Source organism: Erythrobacter aurantius (genome assembly GCF_023823125.1).
GTDB classification, from domain to species: domain Bacteria; phylum Pseudomonadota; class Alphaproteobacteria; order Sphingomonadales; family Sphingomonadaceae; genus Erythrobacter; species Erythrobacter aurantius.
The window spans coordinates 2,707,821-2,725,955 of record NZ_CP090949.1; the positions used below are offsets into that span (position 1 = coordinate 2,707,821).

15 protein-coding genes are annotated in these 18,135 nt (G+C 61.3%); 9 read left to right on the forward strand and 6 right to left on the reverse strand.

The genetic code is table 11. The features are described 5' to 3' along the window. Positions 1 to 31: 31 nt before the first annotated feature. Both L1K66_RS13095 and L1K66_RS13100 read left to right on the forward strand, forming a co-directional pair. On the forward strand, positions 32 to 781 hold the full coding sequence (locus L1K66_RS13095) for an ABC transporter ATP-binding protein (protein ID WP_252258261.1): 750 nt from the start codon (positions 32 to 34) through the stop codon (positions 779 to 781). After that, entirely contained in the window at positions 778 to 3,324 is a 2,547-nt protein-coding gene (locus L1K66_RS13100; protein ID WP_252258262.1) for an ABC transporter permease, read from the forward strand. Before L1K66_RS13095 ends, L1K66_RS13100 begins: the two co-directional genes overlap by 4 nt. A gap of 6 nt (positions 3,325 to 3,330) precedes the next feature. Here the strand turns inward: L1K66_RS13100 and L1K66_RS13105 are convergent, their stop codons facing one another. After that, positions 3,331 to 3,798, reverse strand: coding sequence for an RDD family protein (locus L1K66_RS13105; protein WP_252258263.1), 468 nt, complete (start codon positions 3,796 to 3,798; stop codon positions 3,331 to 3,333). Between the two features lie 133 nt (positions 3,799 to 3,931). Then, on the reverse strand, positions 3,932 to 6,514 hold the full coding sequence (locus tag L1K66_RS13110; RefSeq protein WP_252258264.1) for a TonB-dependent receptor: 2,583 nt from the start codon (positions 6,512 to 6,514) through the stop codon (positions 3,932 to 3,934). Positions 6,515 to 6,932: 418 nt separating this feature from the next. Between L1K66_RS13110 and typA the strand changes: the two genes are divergently transcribed. Then, positions 6,933 to 8,774 carry a translational GTPase TypA gene (typA, locus tag L1K66_RS13115; RefSeq protein ID WP_252258265.1) on the forward strand — a complete coding sequence of 614 codons (1,842 nt, stop codon included), beginning with the start codon at positions 6,933 to 6,935 and terminating at the stop codon, positions 8,772 to 8,774. An 18-nt stretch (positions 8,775 to 8,792) separates the two neighbouring features. Here the strand turns inward: typA and proB are convergent, their stop codons facing one another. Then, entirely contained in the window at positions 8,793 to 9,938 is a 1,146-nt protein-coding gene (gene proB / locus L1K66_RS13120) for a glutamate 5-kinase (RefSeq protein WP_252258266.1), read from the reverse strand. Between the two features lie 200 nt (positions 9,939 to 10,138). Between proB and proC the strand changes: the two genes are divergently transcribed. The 6 genes from proC (at position 10,139) to L1K66_RS13150 (ending at position 15,544) form a co-directional block, all read left to right on the forward strand. Continuing rightward, entirely contained in the window at positions 10,139 to 10,903 is a 765-nt protein-coding gene (proC, locus tag L1K66_RS13125; RefSeq protein ID WP_256471505.1) for a pyrroline-5-carboxylate reductase, read from the forward strand. Between the two features lie 44 nt (positions 10,904 to 10,947). Further along, positions 10,948 to 12,213: a glutamate-5-semialdehyde dehydrogenase gene (locus L1K66_RS13130; protein ID WP_252258268.1), complete on the forward strand. Its 1,266-nt coding sequence runs from the start codon at positions 10,948 to 10,950 to the stop codon at positions 12,211 to 12,213. 56 nt (positions 12,214 to 12,269) lie between these two features. Continuing rightward, positions 12,270 to 13,751, forward strand: coding sequence for a sodium/proline symporter PutP (putP, locus tag L1K66_RS13135; RefSeq protein ID WP_252258269.1), 1,482 nt, complete (start codon positions 12,270 to 12,272; stop codon positions 13,749 to 13,751). A 95-nt stretch (positions 13,752 to 13,846) separates the two neighbouring features. Continuing rightward, entirely contained in the window at positions 13,847 to 14,233 is a 387-nt protein-coding gene (locus L1K66_RS13140) for a hypothetical protein (protein WP_252258270.1), read from the forward strand. Between the two features lie 66 nt (positions 14,234 to 14,299). Beyond that, positions 14,300 to 14,689, forward strand: a complete 390-nt coding sequence (locus L1K66_RS13145) for a VOC family protein (RefSeq protein ID WP_252258271.1) — start codon at positions 14,300 to 14,302, stop codon at positions 14,687 to 14,689. Positions 14,690 to 14,806: 117 nt separating this feature from the next. Beyond that, entirely contained in the window at positions 14,807 to 15,544 is a 738-nt protein-coding gene (locus L1K66_RS13150) for an extensin-like domain-containing protein (protein WP_034954947.1), read from the forward strand. Positions 15,545 to 15,696: 152 nt separating this feature from the next. Here the strand turns inward: L1K66_RS13150 and L1K66_RS13155 are convergent, their stop codons facing one another. The 3 genes from L1K66_RS13155 to L1K66_RS13165 all read right to left on the reverse strand — a co-directional run bounded on the left by L1K66_RS13155 (position 15,697) and on the right by L1K66_RS13165 (position 18,128). Next, positions 15,697 to 16,320: a response regulator transcription factor gene (locus L1K66_RS13155; RefSeq protein WP_034954990.1), complete on the reverse strand. Its 624-nt coding sequence runs from the start codon at positions 16,318 to 16,320 to the stop codon at positions 15,697 to 15,699. Between the two features lie 174 nt (positions 16,321 to 16,494). Continuing rightward, the gene (locus L1K66_RS13160) at positions 16,495 to 17,238 is read right to left on the reverse strand and encodes a peptidase (protein WP_034954948.1); all 744 of its coding nucleotides are present in this window, start codon (positions 17,236 to 17,238) and stop codon (positions 16,495 to 16,497) included. A 65-nt stretch (positions 17,239 to 17,303) separates the two neighbouring features. Continuing rightward, positions 17,304 to 18,128, reverse strand: a complete 825-nt coding sequence (locus L1K66_RS13165) for a transglutaminase family protein (RefSeq protein ID WP_034954950.1) — start codon at positions 18,126 to 18,128, stop codon at positions 17,304 to 17,306. Positions 18,129 to 18,135 lie beyond the last annotated feature (7 nt).

Sequence of the window (18,135 nt, forward strand, 5' to 3'; positions counted from 1 at the left end):
TTGAAACCCACCCCTAGCCCATCTGGTTTGAGTGACAAAGCCTTCAACCCCCTCCTCCGCTTCGGCTGTCGATTTCGCGATCTCGGCCCGCAATCTCACCCTCACGCTCGGCAGCAGCGACGCGCCGGTCGATATCCTGCGCGGGATCGATCTCGATATCGCACATGGCGAAGTTGTGGCCCTGCTGGGCCCATCGGGCTCGGGAAAAAGCTCGCTGATGGCAGTGCTGTCCGGCCTTGAACGGGCGACAGGCGGCAGCCTGACGGTTGCCGGGCAGGATTTCTCGAACCTCGACGAGGACGGCCTTGCAGCCGCGCGTCGCGGCCGGATCGGGATCGTACTGCAGTCTTTCCATCTGCTGCCGACAATGACGGCAGTGGAGAATGTCGCCACTCCGATGGAACTTGCGGGCAGCAAGGACGCGACCTCGCGTGCCGCCGCCGAACTCGAAGCGGTGGGCCTTGGCCATCGCATCGGCCACTATCCCACCCAGCTTTCCGGTGGTGAACAACAGCGAGTGGCGATAGCCCGAGCCATCGCCCCGCGACCGCAGTTGATCTTCGCCGATGAGCCGACGGGCAATCTCGACGTGAGCACCGGCAAGGAGATTGTCGAACTGCTGTTCGGCCGTCGCGACGAAACCGGCGCGACGCTGCTCATCATCACGCACGATCCCAAGCTCGCCGAAAAGTGCGAACGGGTGCTGACGATGGCCGATGGCGTGATAGTCTCTGACACGCGGAGCACCGCCCCCCAAGCTGCTGCCGAGGGCGCCGAGTGAGCACGCAAGCGTTGGACCAAGGGCTGTCCTGGGGTGCGGCATGGAACATCGCCCGGCGCGACCTCAATGCGCGCTTTCGCGGTTTGCGGCTGCTGCTAGTCTGTATCTTTCTGGGCACTGCGGCGCTGGCTGCAATCGGCACGCTGACCGCATCGATCGAGCGCGAATTGCAATCATCCGGCCGCGAGCTTCTGGGCGGCGATCTGGAGGTTGAAGTCTGGCAGCGCGACCTGACCGAAGAAGAACTGAGCGCGCTGGGCGAATATGGCGAGGTTTCGGGCGGTTACCGGATGCAGGCGATAGCCAGCACCGACGATGCTGCCGCCCCCGTCGAGCTGAAGGCGATTGATGACAAGTGGCCGCTGTTCGGCAGCTTCACGCTCGCCGATGGCAGCGAAGCCGCCGCCCCGACCGCCAATGACGCTTATCTGGCGCAAGGCGCGCTGGACCGGCTCGACATTCAGGTCGGCGATGAATTCCGCGTCGGCACCATGACACTGCGCGCAGCCGGTGTGATCGGCAACGAGCCCGATCGCCTTTCCGAAGGTTTCCAGCTCGGACCGACAGTGCTTGTCGCCCGCAGCGTGCCCGCGGCCGCCGGGCTGGTGCAGCCCGGCTCGCTTTACCAGAGCAAGTATCGCATCGCCTTCGACAATGCCTCGGCCGACCCGGAAGCGGTGGAAGAGGAACTGACCGAGGCATTCCCCAATTCCGGCTTTGATTTCCGCACCCGTGACCGCGCCTCACCCGGCGCAGACCGGTTCGTCCGCCAGATGAGCGATTTCCTGACGCTGGTCGGACTTGCCGCGCTGGTGATCGCGGGGATCGGCATTGCAGGCGGGGTATCCTCCTATCTTGACCAGAGACGCGCCAGCATCGCCACGCTCAAGGTGCTGGGTGCATCCTCGCGAGATATCGTGCGCATCTACGCCTTGCAGATCGCCGTCGCGGCCCTTGCAGGGAGCGTGCTGGGCCTTGCAACGGGCGTTCTCGTCACACCGCTCCTGAGTGCCGCGCTCGAAGGGCTCCTGCCGGTTGAGAGCGGCTTCGTGATCGAGCCTGCTCCTTTGCTGCTCGCGGGCGCCTATGGCTTGCTGGTGGCTTTTGCCTTTGCCGCCGCGCCCCTGCTGCGGGCCCGCAGCTTCCCCGCGATGGCGCTGATGCGGAGCAGGATCGTGCCGCTTGCCCGCGACAAGCGGGCATTGATCGCAACCGGTATTGGCATTTTCGCAATTTGTACGCTGGCATTGCTGACAACAGCACAGCCGCTGCTTTCGGGAGGATTCCTGATCGGGGCGAGCGGCGCGCTGGCTTTGCTCGCGGGGCTGGGGCTGCTGCTGCAATGGGGCGCGCGCAAGCTTCCCCGCCCCTCAAATCCGTTGCTCCGGTCCGCGCTTGCCAACATTCACCGGCCCGGCGCTCCCACATCGGCGCTGGTTACCGCGCTCGGGTTCGGGCTTGCCGCTTTCGTTCTGCTTGCTGCCATCCAGAGCGCGATTGACGGCAACATCCAGACCCGCGTCCCGCGCGAGGCACCCGATTATGTCGTCATCGACCTGCCTCCCGAAGGCGAAGCGCGCTTTTACGAACTAGTGCAAACCCCCTTCCCCGATGCACAATTGCGCACCGTTCCGACCATGCGCGGCGCGATCCTAGCCTATGGCCCCGAAGGCGCCATGCAACGCGTGGCGGATCTGGAGGAAATTCCCGAAGGCGCGTGGGCGCTGCGCGGCGAGCGCGGCATCACCTATTCCGACACCGCGCCCGAAGGCAGCCGTGTGGTCGACGGTGAATGGTGGAGCCCGTTCCACAATGGCGAGCCGCTGGTTTCGATAGACAAGCAATTCGCCGACGCGGTCGGGCTGAAGCCCGGCGACATGCTGACCATCGGCATCCTCGGAACCGAGCGCGGTGTCCGGATCGCGAACCTGCGCGAAATCGACTGGGAAACGATGGGTTTCAACTTCACTCTGGTGTTCTCGCGCAATGCGATTGCCGATGCCCCGCACAAGCTATCGGCAACGATCGATCTGCCCGAATCCGCCGATATCAAGGATCGCGGCGAGCTGCTGCGCGCGCTGGTGCGTGAATATCCGTCAAGCTCGGTTGTCGAAGTGGGTGAAGTGCTGGTTCAGGCGCGCACACTGCTCGAACAGGTGGGCCTTGCGACGTTGGCTGCTGCCGCTGTGGCGGTGCTGGCCGGTCTGGCGGTGCTGATGGGAGCAATCGCTGCAGCACGTGCCGCGCGCACATACGATACGGTGGTGCTGCGCGTCCTTGGCGCAAGCCGCCGCCAGATACTCGGGCTGCAACTTGCGGAATATGGTCTGATTGCCGCTTCGCTCGCGCTGGTGGCGCTGGGCCTCGGGTCGGCGCTCGCCTGGGTGATCATCACCCGGCTGTTCGAATTCGACTGGCTGCCCGATTGGGGCATGGTGCTGAGCGTGCTGGGTGTCGGGCTTGTGATGGTGCTGGCCTTTGCGCTGGGCGGTTCGCTGCCGCTGTTGCGGGCGAAACCGGCCCAAGCGCTCAGGGAAGTCTAGCGCCGATCAGGCAAAGACATCCGGATCGACACCCACCATTCCGGGCTGCCCCTTCACCACAAGTGTACTGGCAAGGATATCGTGCAGACCCTGCTTGCGCTCAGTGAAGCCGACCATGATGAAGCCGATAAACAGGATCATGCCGGACAGGATCTTCGCGAAATAGCGTCCTAGGGCGCGAAGGAATGAAATCCGTCCCCCGTTCACATCGGTTACGATCAGGCCCAGCGCCATCTTGCCCGGCGTGGCCTGCCTGGCGGAAGATTCCAGCCCGGCGAAATAGGCGATACCCAAGGCAAAGAGCACCAGATTCACGATCGGCGATGTCGAAGATGTTTCGGCGCTGAAGCTTGCATCACCCGTATCGAAGACAGATTCGCCAAAAATCATCAGGATGACGAACTGGAGCACGAACAGGATTACGAAATCGATCAAATAGGCTCCGACCCGAATCCAGAAACCGGCATATTGCATGAATGACCCCCGCTTGATTGAGCATGAGCGCTCGTTCGAAAATGCAGCACAATCACCCGGACAATGCAACGTCCAAGAAAAAGGGCCCCGCCATCGCTGGCGGAGCCCCTTGTTCCGATAGGTCTGAAGGAAATCAGAACTTGAAGCGAACGACACCGCCGTAAGTGCGCGGCTGGTTGGGGTAACCCGAAACCGAACCCGCTTGCGCGACGCTGTCGAAGACAGTGGTGATGAATTCGTCATCGAGCAGGTTACGCGCGAAGGCGCCAACTTCCAGCCCGCTGACCATCTTGAGGGTGATTGAAGCGTTCACCTGGTTCACTTCGCGACGGAAGTTGTTGGGGCCGAACGCGGGCAATCCGTTGTTGATCGCCGTGTTGCTCTCATGATTGTAGTCGATACGGGTCAGCAGCTCCATGCCGCTGTCGAATTCATGGTTGTACGTCGCCGAAGTGGCGATCGCCCAAGAAGGGATGCCCGCCGGACGAACGCCGGTGAGATCGCCCAGCACGCTTCCCGGGAAGCTGTCGAACAGCGGATCAAGGTGGGTCGCTGCGAAGGTCAGGACGAGGCCATCGGTCGGCACGATCGTGGCATCGAATTCAAAGCCCTTGACCGACTGGCTGCCTGCATTGCGCAGGGCAAAACCGGTGCCGGTGAAGGCAAAGCTCTGGAACCCGTCGATGGTCTGGTCGAACAGCGCAAGGTTGAAGCCAAAGCCCGGCCACTGTGCCTTGATGCCGATTTCGTAGACCTCTGTCTCTTCCGGACCGGCAAAGCGCGACCCCGACGCGAGGTTGGGCACCGCTAGCCCGGCGTCGATGATCGGCGACGACGGTGCAGCGAAGGTCGACCCACCCGGACCAGCGAGGAAGTCGGTGTTCGCCGGGCGGCTATCGCGCGACAGGTTGATCGAGCTTGCCTTGAAGCCGGTTGCATAGCTTGCGTAAATGTTGACTTCGTTCGAGATCTGATACGCGGCGCGCAGCAGATAGGTGAACTTGTCGTCATTTGTCCGACCCGGCTCAACCGCGTTCGGAAGCGCGAGGAACGGCGGCTGGAACTGGAACCCTGCCAAGCCCAGCAGCGGGTTGATCGCCGGATTGGTCGCCGCAGCCAGCAGTGCCTGCTGGTTGGCTGCCGGGAGCGCCTGGAACGCGGCACGGTTGGTCACCGCACCTCCGGTCGCCTGGACGATGAAAGCATCGACGAAGTTGACCTGCGCCAGCGGGTCAAAGCTCGTCTGGCTGAGGGCAAAGTCCTTGCTGTCATCGGTGTAGTTACCGCCGACAGTGAAGACGAGACCATCCGCAGGCTCGAAATCGATCGTACCGAAAACCGACCAAGCGGTGTTTTCCATCGCAAAGGTTTCACTGGTCAGCAACGGCGTGTTGAAGATAGATTCCTGCGGGAACCCGAAGGACTGCTCGAGCTGGTTGAACAGGGTCGGCTGACCCGTGAGCACAGCCACCGGATTCTGACCTGCCAAGATCTCGAAGAAGTTGCGGATCTGGCTGCCGTTCTGGATCGCGCTGTCCTGACTGATGGTCTCGTCGAAATAGTACGCCCCCACCAGGAAGTTGATCGGACCGTCAAAGTCGGACGCGATCCGCAGTTCCTGAGTGAAGGTCTCGACGTCCTGCGCACGTGTTTCCGTAGCGATATCGGCGCTGGAGAAGTCGATGTCCGTCAGGAACTCGTTCTTCAGTTCACGATACGCGGTGATCGAAGTCACCGAAATCGGGCCCGTGGCCCAATCGACCTGAACCGACCCGCCGTAGTTCTTGACGTCATTGGACGGGACGAAGTTCAGGAACACGTCGCGCGAGAAGAAGTCGGTCGGAAGCTGGCCGCCAACGGCCGCAATACCCGGCGCGGTCGGGCCGGCCACCAGATTGCCGACGGTGCAGCATACTTCGTTGATTTCCGAATAATCGGCAATTGCGCGGATCTTGAGATCGGGAGTCGGTTCGATCAGAAGCTGACCACGCGTAGACCAGCGGTTGCGATCGTTGATCTCTTCGTCGAGGTTGACGATGTAGCCGTAGCCATCGCGGCGGTTGTAGCTGCCATCGATCGAGAACGCGATGTTATCGCTGAGCGGGCCGGTGACGTCGCCCTGCAGGGTGACAGCGTTGAAGTTGCCGTAAGTTGCCTCGACCTTGCCGCCGAATTCAAACTGCGGCTCGCGCGTGACAACCGAGATAACGCCAGCAGACGCGTTCTTGCCGAACAGCGTCGATTGCGGACCGTTAAGAACTTCGATGCGCTGGACGTTGGGAAGGTCGGACAGGGCGCCCGCAGAACGCGAACGAAACACGCCGTCGATAAACACGCCGACGGACGGCTCGATCCCGAAGTTGTTGTCGCCGTTACCGAAACCGCGAATGATGAAGGTGGACGCAGAAGCGGTCTGCAACTGGCTGACGCGCAGCGACGGAGTGACCGATTGCAGGTCGAGCACGTCGCGAATCTGCGCAGCTTCAAGCGTTTCGCCGCTGGTCACCGAGACCGAGATCGGAGTTTCCTGAAGCGTCTGCTCGCGCTTCGACGCGGTGACGATGATCTGGTTGCTGTTTTCCGGCGCTTCGAGCCCGGTGTCTTCTTCCATGTCCTGTGCAACAGCAACGGAAGGAGCAGTCACCGCGAAAACGGCGGCGCCTGCAAGCAGGGTGAAGCGATACGATCCGGCACGGCCGGAAGCATTGAAACGCATGGTATGTCCTCTCCTCAATTCCATCGACCACCGCCGGAAGTCTTGCGCATCCCCAGATGCATTCGCACGCGGCTTCGATTGACGGTTGTGATAGGCGAGTGTTGCATCACCGACAAGCGGCAAAACCCCGGTTTTGCGAGGGACTCCGGCGCATTGTTGCAGCACCGTCACACCAAAAGCAGGTTTGTGATCCCCCTCGGGGCGCGTCAAAGCTTGCCGCGCGGCGCACTGTGCGCTAGGCGCGCCAACGATTTCACCCATGGTGCAATGCAACACATCCCTGCGACGCCGAAAGCTTTCCGTAGCGTCGATGGTTTTGCTGCGGTTGCACCGTGAATGCACCCACTCCGCGTAATCACCACGCCCCATTTCCCGGATTGCCTGCGGCAATTCGGCCCTGACGGAAAAATACCGCCTCATGTCAAAAGCGCCCACTTCGCTGCGGAATGTCGCCATTATCGCTCACGTTGACCACGGAAAGACCACCCTGGTTGACCAATTGTTCCGCCAATCGGGCACTTTCCGCGAGAACCAGCGGATCGAGGAACGCGCGATGGATTCGGGCGATCTCGAAAAGGAACGCGGGATCACCATCCTTGCGAAATGCACCAGTGTCGAATGGGAAGGCCCGGATGGCGAAGTCACCCGGATCAACATCGTCGACACCCCCGGCCACGCCGACTTCGGCGCGGAAGTGGAGCGCATCCTGAGCATGGTCGACGGGGTCATCCTGCTGGTCGACAGCGCCGAAGGCGCGATGCCGCAAACCAAATTCGTGACCGGCAAGGCGCTGGCGCTGGGCCTGCGCCCGATTGTCGTCGTCAACAAGATCGACCGCCCCGATGGCCGCCCGCAAGAAGTGCTGGACGAGGTGTTCGACCTGTTCGCATCGCTGGACGCGACCGACGAACAGCTCGACTTCCCCTCGCTTTGGGCCTCGGGCCGCGATGGCTATGCCAGCAATGACGAAACCGCGCGTTCAGGCGATCTCCAGCCGCTGTTCAAGCTGATCGTCGACCACGTTCCGCCCCCGGGCCTCGATACCGAGGCGAAGTTCAGCTTCCTAGCAACGCTGCTCGACCGCGACAATTTCATGGGCCGCGTACTGACGGGCCGGGTGCAATCGGGCCGCGTCAAACTCAACGATCCGATCCACGCGATCGACCGCGACGGCAAGGTCGTCGAGGTCGGCCGCGCGACCAAGCTGATGTCTTTCCGCGGCCTTGAGCGTGTGCCGGTCGAAAGCGCGCAGGCGGGCGATATCATCGCGCTTGCCGGGCTTGAAAAGGCGACCGTCGCCAACACCATCTGCGATCCAAGCGTCAAAGAACCGATTGCCGCGCAGCCGATTGACCCGCCGACGCTGGCGATGCGCTTCAGCGTCAACGACAGCCCGCTGGCCGGGCGCGAAGGCGACAAGGTGACTAGCCGCATGATCCGCGACCGTCTGCTGCGTGAGGCGGAAACCAACGTTGCGATCCGCGTGACCGAGGCCGAGGACAAGGACGCCTACGAAGTCGCCGGGCGCGGCGAATTGCAGCTGGGCGTGCTGATCGAAACGATGCGCCGCGAAGGTTTCGAACTCGGCATCAGCCGTCCCAAGGTGCTGTTCCGCGAAGAAAACGGTCAGCGTACCGAGCCTTACGAAACGGTCGTCATCGATGTGGATGACGAACATTCGGGTACGGTTGTCGAGAAAATGCAGCGCCGCAAGGCCGACCTCACCGAAATGCGCCCGTCAGGCCAGGGCAAGACCCGCATCACCTTCTCCGCCCCGTCGCGCGGCCTGATCGGATACCACGGCGAATTCCTGTCCGACACGCGCGGCACCGGCATCATGAACCGCCTGTTCGAGAAATACGGCCCCTACAAGGGCCCGATCGAAGGCCGCATCAACGGCGTCCTCATCTCCAACGGCGACGGGGAAAGCGTGGCCTATGCGCTCAATTCGCTCGAAGAGCGCGGCGAGCTGTTCATCGGCCCGCAGATGAAGGTCTATGAAGGCATGATCATCGGCGAAAACGCCAAGCCCGACGATCTCGAAGTGAACCCACTCAAGGCCAAGCAACTCACCAACATCCGTTCAAGCGGCAAGGATGACGCAATCCGCCTCACCCCGCCGCGCCGGATGAGCCTTGAGCAGGCAATCGCCTATATCGACGATGATGAAATGGTCGAAGTGACGCCCAAGAGCATCCGCCTGCGCAAGACCCTGCTGTGCCCGCACGAGCGCAAGAAAGCCAAGCGCGCCAAGGCTTGATCAGCCCGATGGCCGGCATCAGGCCACCAGAGCGGATTCCGGCGCATCCCAGGGGATGTGCCGGTCATCCACCAGCACCAGATTGTTCGGCCGGATCAGCTCTGCATCGGTCTGGAACCCAAGCAGCTGATCGGCTGGCAGGTCGGGATTGTTGACCAGCACGCGGGTTTCCTCCGCGGAGAAATCGCTGAGCCCTCGGGCCAGCTCCTTGCCGCTCGCATCGTAGATGTGGAGTACGTCGCCACGGCTGAAATCGCCGTCGAGCGAAGCAATGTCTAGGCGGGTGATCGGCTCTCCCTGTCCGAGCTTGGCGGCGGCAGCATCATGCAGCACCAGTGCACCCGCCATCTGCAAGCGGTCCGCCAGCCATGCACGCCAGCCGGACATCGGCTTATCGTGCGCGACGCAGACGGTGCAGAGTCGTTCGCCCCGGACAATCGATGACAGTGGCCGTTCCGCTTCGCCATTGGCGATGTAGGTGGTGCAGCCGCTGTTCTGCGCCATGTTCGCGGCCTGGAGTTTCGTGAACATGCCTCCGGTTCCGAGGCTGCTGACTCCGCTGGCTGCATCGAGATACTCGTTCACATCCTCGACCCGCTCAACCAGCCGGGCGCCTTCTTCAGATGGATCGCGATCGAAGAGGCCGTCGACGCCGGTCAGGATGATGAATTCGTCCGCGCCGACCATCTGCGCGATCTTCGCCGCCAGCCGATCGTTGTCGCCCACGCGGATTTCCTCGGTCGTGATCGTGTCGTTTTCGTTCACAACCGGCACGATGGATGATTTGAGCAGGCGATGCAGCGTGTTCTTGGTGTTGAGGAAGCGGCGGTGATCCTCGAAGTCACCGAGCGTGACGAGGATCTGGGCGATCTCCATTCCGAATTCGTGGCCGACTTGCTTGTAGGCGTTGAGCAACAGCGGCATGCCGCAAGCTGCGGCGGCCTGCTTGTCGCTCAGCCCGGCGGTTTCCGGCGTCTCCCCGACCAGCCGCATGCCCAGAGCTACTGCGCCGGATGAACACAGGATCACATCGTAGCCATCGGATTTGAGCCGGGCGATGTCTTCCAGCAGCCTTTGCATGAACCCGAAACGGGGGGTGAGCAAATCGGAGTTGGCAAGCAGGCTGGATCCCACTTTGACGACAAGTTTCTTGTTTTCAGACACACTTAATCCTGTAAATCTCTTGAAAAATTCAGAACACCATCTAGTTAGCCGTTGTGCATCGCACAACCACCCGATTTCAAATTTCTAGTAACAAAATTCGCATCGATGTATTCGGCAATATTGTTTCTAGTAAACTTTTTCTCTCGGGCATTTTGAATTTACCAATTTAGATTTTTACGGATTTTGATTTGAATATTCTAATGATAGGCTGCGGAAAGATGGGAGGATCACTCCTCTATTTTTGGAATAATGAGAACGATGACTTCACTATAGTTGATCCGTTCCTCGATTCCGGGCCCGAAGGAACCCGGCTTGTAAAAGGGGTGGAGGCCATCGAAGGACACCGCTTCGACATTGTCGTCGTCGCCATCAAGCCGCAGCAGATCGACGAAAGCGTTCCGCTTTACCGGGACTTTTTTGCCGAAGATGGCGTGCTGCTGTCTATTGCCGCAGGATGCTCGATCGACCGGTTGAAGCGCGCGTGCGGGGGGCGACCGGTTATCCGGGTGATGCCCAATTTGCCCGCCGCAGTCGGCGCCGGGGTCAGCGGTATCTGCGCCAGCGATGACGTGCCCCCTGCCCGGCTCGATCATGCGCGCGCGCTGATGCAACGCACCGGAACGGTGATCGAGGTGGAGAGCGAAGACGCGCTCGATCGGGTCACGGCGGTTGCGGGCTCCGGTCCGGGCTATGTCTTCGAAATGGCACGCGCCTATGTCGAAGCGGCGATGGAACTGGGCTTTGACGAGGCGGATGCCCGGCGCATTGTGCTTGGCACGATGCAGGGCACGCTCGCCATGGCGGAAAAGACCGGGGAGCCGTTGGAGCAATTGCGCAACTCCGTCACCAGCAAGGGCGGGACAACCGCCGCAGGCCTGGCCGCGCTCAATGGCGATGAACAATTCAGCGGACTGATCCGCGACACACTGCGGGCAGCCTATGCCCGCGCCGAAGAGCTGCGCTGAGAAAAAACAAGCGCGCCTTCGCAATTCGGAATAAGAGGGAAAAGATGAACGACCAAGGCCAAGACCCTGCCATGCATATCATCGAACTGGGTGAACGCGCCCGCGCGGCCACGCGCCGCCTTGCTGCGGCTTCGACCGAGGCCAAGAACCTTGCGCTGACAGAAGCGGCGAAGGCGCTGCGCAGCCGGACCGCGCAACTGATCGAGGCCAATACCAAAGACGTCGATAGCGTGCGCGGGTCAAAGCCCGATGCCTTCATCGACCGGCTGATGCTGGATGAGGCCAGGATCGAAGGCATGGCCTGCGCGCTTGAGGAAATCGCCGCCCTGCCCGATCCCGTCGGACGCGCGCTGGCGACCTTTGATCGGCCCAACGGCCTGAAGATCGAACGTGTTGCCGTGCCCATCGGCGTGATCGGCATGATCTATGAATCACGCCCCAACGTCGGCGCCGATGCGAGCGCACTGTGCCTCAAATCGGGCAATGCGGTCATCCTGCGCGGCGGATCGGAAAGCCGCCATTCGACCCGTGAAATTGTGGCCTGCATGCGCGCAGGGCTCGCCGCAGCCGGACTGCCCGAGGATGCGGTGCAGACCGTCGGCACCACTGCGCGAGAGGCCGTAGCCGAATTGCTGCGCGCGGTGGATCATATCGATCTGGTGATCCCGCGCGGCGGGCGCGGTCTGACAGAGCTGGTGCGCGACGAAGCCAAGGTTCCCACGCTGCTGCACCTCGATGGCAACTGCCACACCTATGTCCATGCAGCCGCCGACCTCGACAAGGCCGCAGCAATCATCCGCAACGCCAAGCTGCGGCGCACCGGGATTTGCGGCGCGACCGAAAGCCTGGTGATCGACAGCGCGATCGCCGAAAGCTTCATCCCGAAGCTGGTCGAAACGCTTGGCGCGGATTGCGAATTGCGCGGCGATGCGCGTGCGGTGGCGATCTCCTCGACCATCCTCCCCGCAAGCGAGGAGGACTGGAACACCGAATACCTCGGCCCCATCGCCAGCGTGAAGGTGGTCGACAGTCTGGACGAGGCCATCGGCTGGGTCGCCGATCATTCGAGCGCGCACACCGATGCGATCATCACCGAAGACGCGGATGCCGCGCGGCGGTTTATGACCGCAATCGACAGCGCGGTGGTGATGCACAACGCCTCCACGCAATTCTCCGACGGCGGCGAATTCGGCATGGGCGCGGAAATCGGCATCGCCACGGGCAAGATGCACGCGCGCGGCCCGGTGGGGTTGGAACAATTGTGCAGCTTCAAATACCTGGTGCACGGATCCGGTCAGGTTCGTCCCTGATCTGCCACGATTTCGACCGTTCTGACCCTTTCAACACCTGATTGGTGCCCTTTGCCATGAATTCAGCCACTCTCGCCTCGCTTGCCGCCTATTTCGTCCTGATGCTCGGCATCGGGCTTTACGCCTGGAAGAAATCAACCGAGGATTCAGAAGGTTACTTGCTAGCCGGACGAAACCTCCCGCCAGCCGTGGCGGCGCTTTCTGCGGGGGCATCGGACATGTCGGGATGGCTGCTGCTGGGCCTTCCGGGCGCATTGTACCTCACCGGGCTTTCGGCAGCATGGATCGGGATCGGGCTGTTCGTGGGCGCAGTCGTCAACTGGATCGTCGTCGCCCCGCGCCTGCGCGAACAGACCGAAAGCTACGGTAACGCGCTGACAATCCCGCAATTTCTCGCCAACCGCTTCCCCGATCAGGGCACCAATCTGAGAGTGATCAGCGCGATCGTCATCGTGGTGTTCTTCACGGTCTACACCGCCGCAGGATTGGTCGGCGGAGGAAAGCTGTTCGAAACCGCCTTTGCCGGTGTGCTGCCGAATACGGGCATGAGCGATTACATGCTCGGTATCGTGATTACCGCCGGCATCGTGCTTGCCTACACCATGATCGGCGGATTCCTGGCGGTAAGCCTGACCGACTTCGTGCAAGGTCTGATCATGATGATCGCGCTGATCATCATGCCCTTGGTGGTCATGTTTGGACCGGGAGGCACGGCGGGCGGATCGCTGGCGGAAGTGCCGGTGGACGGTTTTCTCAGTTTCACCGAAGGCTTGACCCTGCTCGGCTTCATCAGCGCGGTAACATGGGGGCTTGGCTATTTCGGCCAGCCGCACATCATCGTGCGTTTCATGGCGATCGATACCGTGAAGAAGGTCGCCCGTGCGCGCACATACGGCCTTTCCTGGATGGCAGTGTCGCTGCTTGGCGCAGTCGGAATGGGGCTTGCCGGACGCGCCTATGCCGAACGCAATGGTCTGGTGGTAGAGGACGCGGAGACGATCTTCATCGTGCTTGCCGAACTGCTGTTCCATCCGGCCGTAACCGGGTTCCTGTTCGCGGCATTGCTGGCCGCGATCATGAGCACGATTTCGTCGCAATTGCTGGTGTCCTCAAGCTCGCTGACAGAGGATTTCTACCGCCTGTTCCTGCGCAAGAACGCCAGTGAGCGGGAAGCGGTAAACGTCGGACGCGTCTGTGTTGCGCTGGTGGCGGTTGCCGCCATCATCATGGCAAGCGATCCCAATTCGCAGGTCCTCGGCCTTGTGGCCAACGCGTGGGCCGGTTTCGGCGCAGCCTTCGGCCCGCTGATCATTCTGGCGCTGACCTGGCGCGGGATGACCGGTGCAGGCGCGGTTGCCGGCCTTGTGACGGGCGCCGTGGTGGCTGGCGGCTGGATCGCAATGGGCTGGAATTCGAGCTTCATGGGCGGCGAAGGGCTGTATGAAATCGTGCCCGGCTTCATCGCCGCGTGGATCGCAATTGTTGTCGTCAGCAAGGCGACCGAGGGCAACAATCCGACGGCTCAACCCGCGCAATGATTTCGGAAAATCCGTAACCATTCGGATGCGGCCCGCGAACTGCGCGTGGAAGGGATCGGCATTCCGCCGGTTTCCTTGCCCTATCGGAGCGCCCCATGACCCGCCTGTTCCTGATCATCGCCGCCATTGGCGCTCTTGTCGTCGGAGCAATGCAACTGAGCGCACAAGCCGGCCCAACAGGCTGGACGGCCTATGACGAAGTCGAATTCATGATGGCCCAGAAAAAGGGACGAACCATCGTGGTCGCGATCGACGGCGCGACAATATCGGCAGATCTGATGCAGGAGTGGTCGGAACACGGACTATCGGCAGATGTGCTTTATGTCCGGCTGGATCCGGCTAATCAGGCGCAGTTCCTTGCGGCACATTCCGTGGGACAGGCTCCGGCCCTGATTGCCTTCCAAGGCATGGAAGAAGTCGCCCGGGTTGAAGGGCAGATTGACCGCGACTGGATCGAAAAGGTCGCCTTGCACGCCCGCTGATCCCTCTACCCTTCCCTCGTCCCCCTGATTGCGTCATCATGGCATCTGGGGAAGAGGAGCAAGACGATGAGCAAGAATGACGCTCCGCGGGTGACGGGACTAGGCGGCGTATTCTACGTCGCTGGCGATCCGGAAGCGACCCGCGCATGGTACCGCGACAAGCTTGGCCTTGAAGGCGATTATGGGCCGCAACTGGCATGGTCTGACGAGCCAAGGCAGCATCCCTATTCGCTGATCAGCCACTTTCCCGACGATCAGTACATCCAGCCAGGCAAAGGCGGATTCATGATCAACCTGAGAGTGAACGATCTCGATGGCTTCGTCGAATTGCTCAAGTCTCGCGATGTCGAGGTTCTCGACACGGCAGACGAAGGTTACGGCAAATTCGCCTGGATCCTCGATCCCAACGGGGTGAAGATCGAGCTCTGGGAACAGGTTGCTGACGAACTACCCTGATCGCACCCTCGATAGGGCCCGACTGACATACGGGTAATCGCGTAGCTCGATATCAGGCAAGGATTTGCCGTGTCGATTACCGGTCCGTTAACCAATTCTCGGTACTAGTCCCTAATCATGACTGTCCGGATTTCTTTCAGGGCCTTTGCCACCACTATCGCCGCCCTCGCGCTGGCCGGGTGTGGTTCCGTCATACCCGCGAGCAGTGGACCAGCGCCTGCAACCGCAAGCGCAGGGTCAAGCGAGCGCACCCAATACACCCGCGCTCCGCAAGGACGCATCGCATCTGCCCCGCAGAGCTTCGCGGCAAGACCGGAAGACGCATCATGCCTCAGCGATCTCAGCGCAGCCGGAGCCCGGTTCAATCCGCTTCCCGACACCTATGCAGGGCCGGGCTGCAACAAGCTTGGCACAGTGCAATTGTCCGCACTTTCGGGCGACGACACACAATTCGGAATCAGCAATATCGGCCCGGTGCAATGCCGCGTCGCCAGCGCCTTCACCAATTGGGCGCGCTTCGGCGTTGACCGCGCCGCGCGCCAGATACTTGGCAGCCCGCTTGCCCGGATCGAGACGATGGGCAGCTACGCCTGCCGCAATGTCGCCGGATCAACACGGCGTTCAGCCCATGCCAGTGCCGAGGCGATCGACGTGTCCGGGTTTGTACTCGAAGATGGTCGCCGGATCACACTGACCGAAGACTGGAACGGCGGAACTGCTGCCGAACGAGAATTTCTGCGTGTTGTCCATCGCAGCGCTTGCAAGCGCTTTGGCACGGTGCTCGGCCCGGAATACAATCGCGCACACGAAGATCACTTCCATCTGGAAGGCACCGGCTCAAGCTTCTGCCGTTAGAGCGGTTTCCGCCCGGACGTATCGCGGCCCCAGCATCGGGGGCGATACCGGGGCCGCGTGGGCACCGAGAGGCTATCGTGTAAGGTGCCTCTCAGGAAAGGTGGGGATCGGCGCTGTGGCGAACATAGCCGCCTGAACGCGATCCGTCTGATTCACTGAACTTCGATCTTGGGCTCCAGCTTGGCCTCCAGCCGCAATCGAACGGCTTCGGCAGCATGGCGCGCGCCCAGCTTGTGCATCATGTTGGCTCGGTGAATTTCAACCGTGCGCGGGCTGATTTCCAGTTCCCGCGCTATGACCTTGTTGCTGCTGCCTTCCGAAAGCCATTCGAGCACTTCGCGTTCACGCTCGGAAAGGCTGGCAATCCGGTCTCGCGCTTCGATCATGCGACGGCGAGCCTCTCCGAACACCTCGGCTTCTTTTTCGATCCTGGTCAGGCACCGATCAAAGCGCTCCGCATCCAGTGGCAAAGGCAGGTAATCGAGCGCCCCGGCCTTGATCGCGGAGACGATCCGGTTTGGCGCAGGATCAGTATCCACCGCGATCACCGGCAACCAGATACCGAGCCGGCTCAGACGATCGAGGATCATCGAGATGCCGCCTTCTTCCGGCGTGTCGCGGGCAATAATGATACCTTCGCGTGGCGGATGGGCCCCGAGTTCGGAGAGGTCCCCGTAAACTTCGGAATGGTGGCCCAGATCAAACCCGACCCGCGCCAATTCGGCCCGGTGGCGGGAGTCTGAATCGATGAAGTGGAGTTGGGCTTTGCGTGTCATGATTTCGGTGGTGACCGCTACCAACCGGTAAATCATCCAGCACTACACCCGATATGGAGCGATGCCCGATCAAAACACACGCAAAATATTCAAATCCCTAGTAAAAATACCTCCGAAACGAACCAGAAAATCCGTAAGTATTCCTCTCTAGGGATAGTGTCGGCGCCGGGCGCTTTACCGTTCTTCGAAACGATAATCCGGCAAGGAATAGAACGCCGAGCGCAAGGCATCACCCCAGGTCGAGGATATCTCGTTGAAGTAGGGATCGTCCTGCGTCACGCGGCGCTCGTGGGTCGGCGCAAAATCATCCTTGCCGATCACCAGCAGATCCAGCGGGAGACCCACCGAAAGGTTCGCCTTGAGCGTGGAATCGAACGAAACCATCAACAGCTTCACCGCGTCTTCAAAGCTCATCCCGCGATCGTAGCCGCGGATGATGATGGGACGGCCATACTTGGTCTCCCCGATCTGGAAGAACGGCGTGTCCCAGCTGGCTTCGATGAAATTGCCTTCGGGGTAGATCATGAACAAGCGCGGCTCCATGCCTGCGATCTGCCCGGCAAGGATGATCGAGGCGGTGAACCGGCCGCTGCCCTTGGTGCCATTGGCGGATTGGGCCTCGTCGATGGTCGCGCGCAGCAGGCGTCCGATCTCGGTCGCGACGGTGAACATCGTCTTGCCCTTGATCAGCGTGTTGTTCCGCTCATCGGGTTCCTTGGTGCGTTCTTCCAGCTTGCTGATGACGGCCTGCGTCGTGGCCAGATTGCCAGCAGTCATCACGGCAATCATCCTGTCGCCCGGCACCTGCCAGGAGAACATCTTGCGAAACACGGAAATGTTGTCGACGCCCGAATTGGTGCGGGTGTCGCTCATCAGGACCAGCCCCTTGTCGAGCACCATTCCAACGCAATAGGTCATTCGAGAATCTCCAGAAGATCGGTCGCGCAACTATACCGGGCCGACCAGCGCGGAAAGCACAATTGCTATTGGCTTTCCTGTTCCTGCTGCTGCTCCACCGCGACATCAACCGTCAACACCTGTTCGGTGCCGCCGAAGCTGATCCCGGTGACTGGCGCGGCATCGCGATAATCCCTGCCGGTCGCCACCCTGACATAGCGCGGATCGGGGCTGATCCCGTTCGAGATGTCGAACCCGACCCAGCCCAGCCCTTCGATATGCGCTTCGGCCCAGGCGTGGGTCGCTTCCTGCTCGATCCGGTCGTTCATCATCAGATAGCCGCTGACATAGCGCGCCGGTATCCCCGCAAGCCGTGCGGCCCCGATGAAGATATGCGCGTGGTCCTGACAAACACCATGCCCGCTCGCCGCCGCTTCTTCCGCCGTGGTGCCAACCTGCGTCTTGCCCGTTTCATAGGTAACGCCGTCGCGAATGCGGGCGGACAGGGCGTGAAGGTAATCCAGTAGCGCATCTTCGCTTGGCGCTGGCAACTCGCGCACGAGCGCCCGCAATTTCGGGCCGGGCTTGGTAAGCCTCGTCTGGCCGAGGAAGCTCCACAGCGGCAGATGGCCCGCGTGGCGGCCGATCACGCCCGCATTGTCCTGCGTCTCCACCATGCCGCTGCAGGTAACGGTCACCTCACTGGCCCCGGAATTGACCCCGATCAAGGTGACCGTGTTGTAATTCTGATCGTCATATTCGAGTTCGAGATGCGCGTTTTCATAGCGCATTTCCCAATTTAGGATTTTCTGACCCTGCGTTTCCTTGGGCGTAAGCCGCAGACGTTGCAGCGCGTGAACCACCGGGGTCGAAAAGGCGTAACGCGTGGTATGACGGATCGCGAGTTTCATTGGGTCC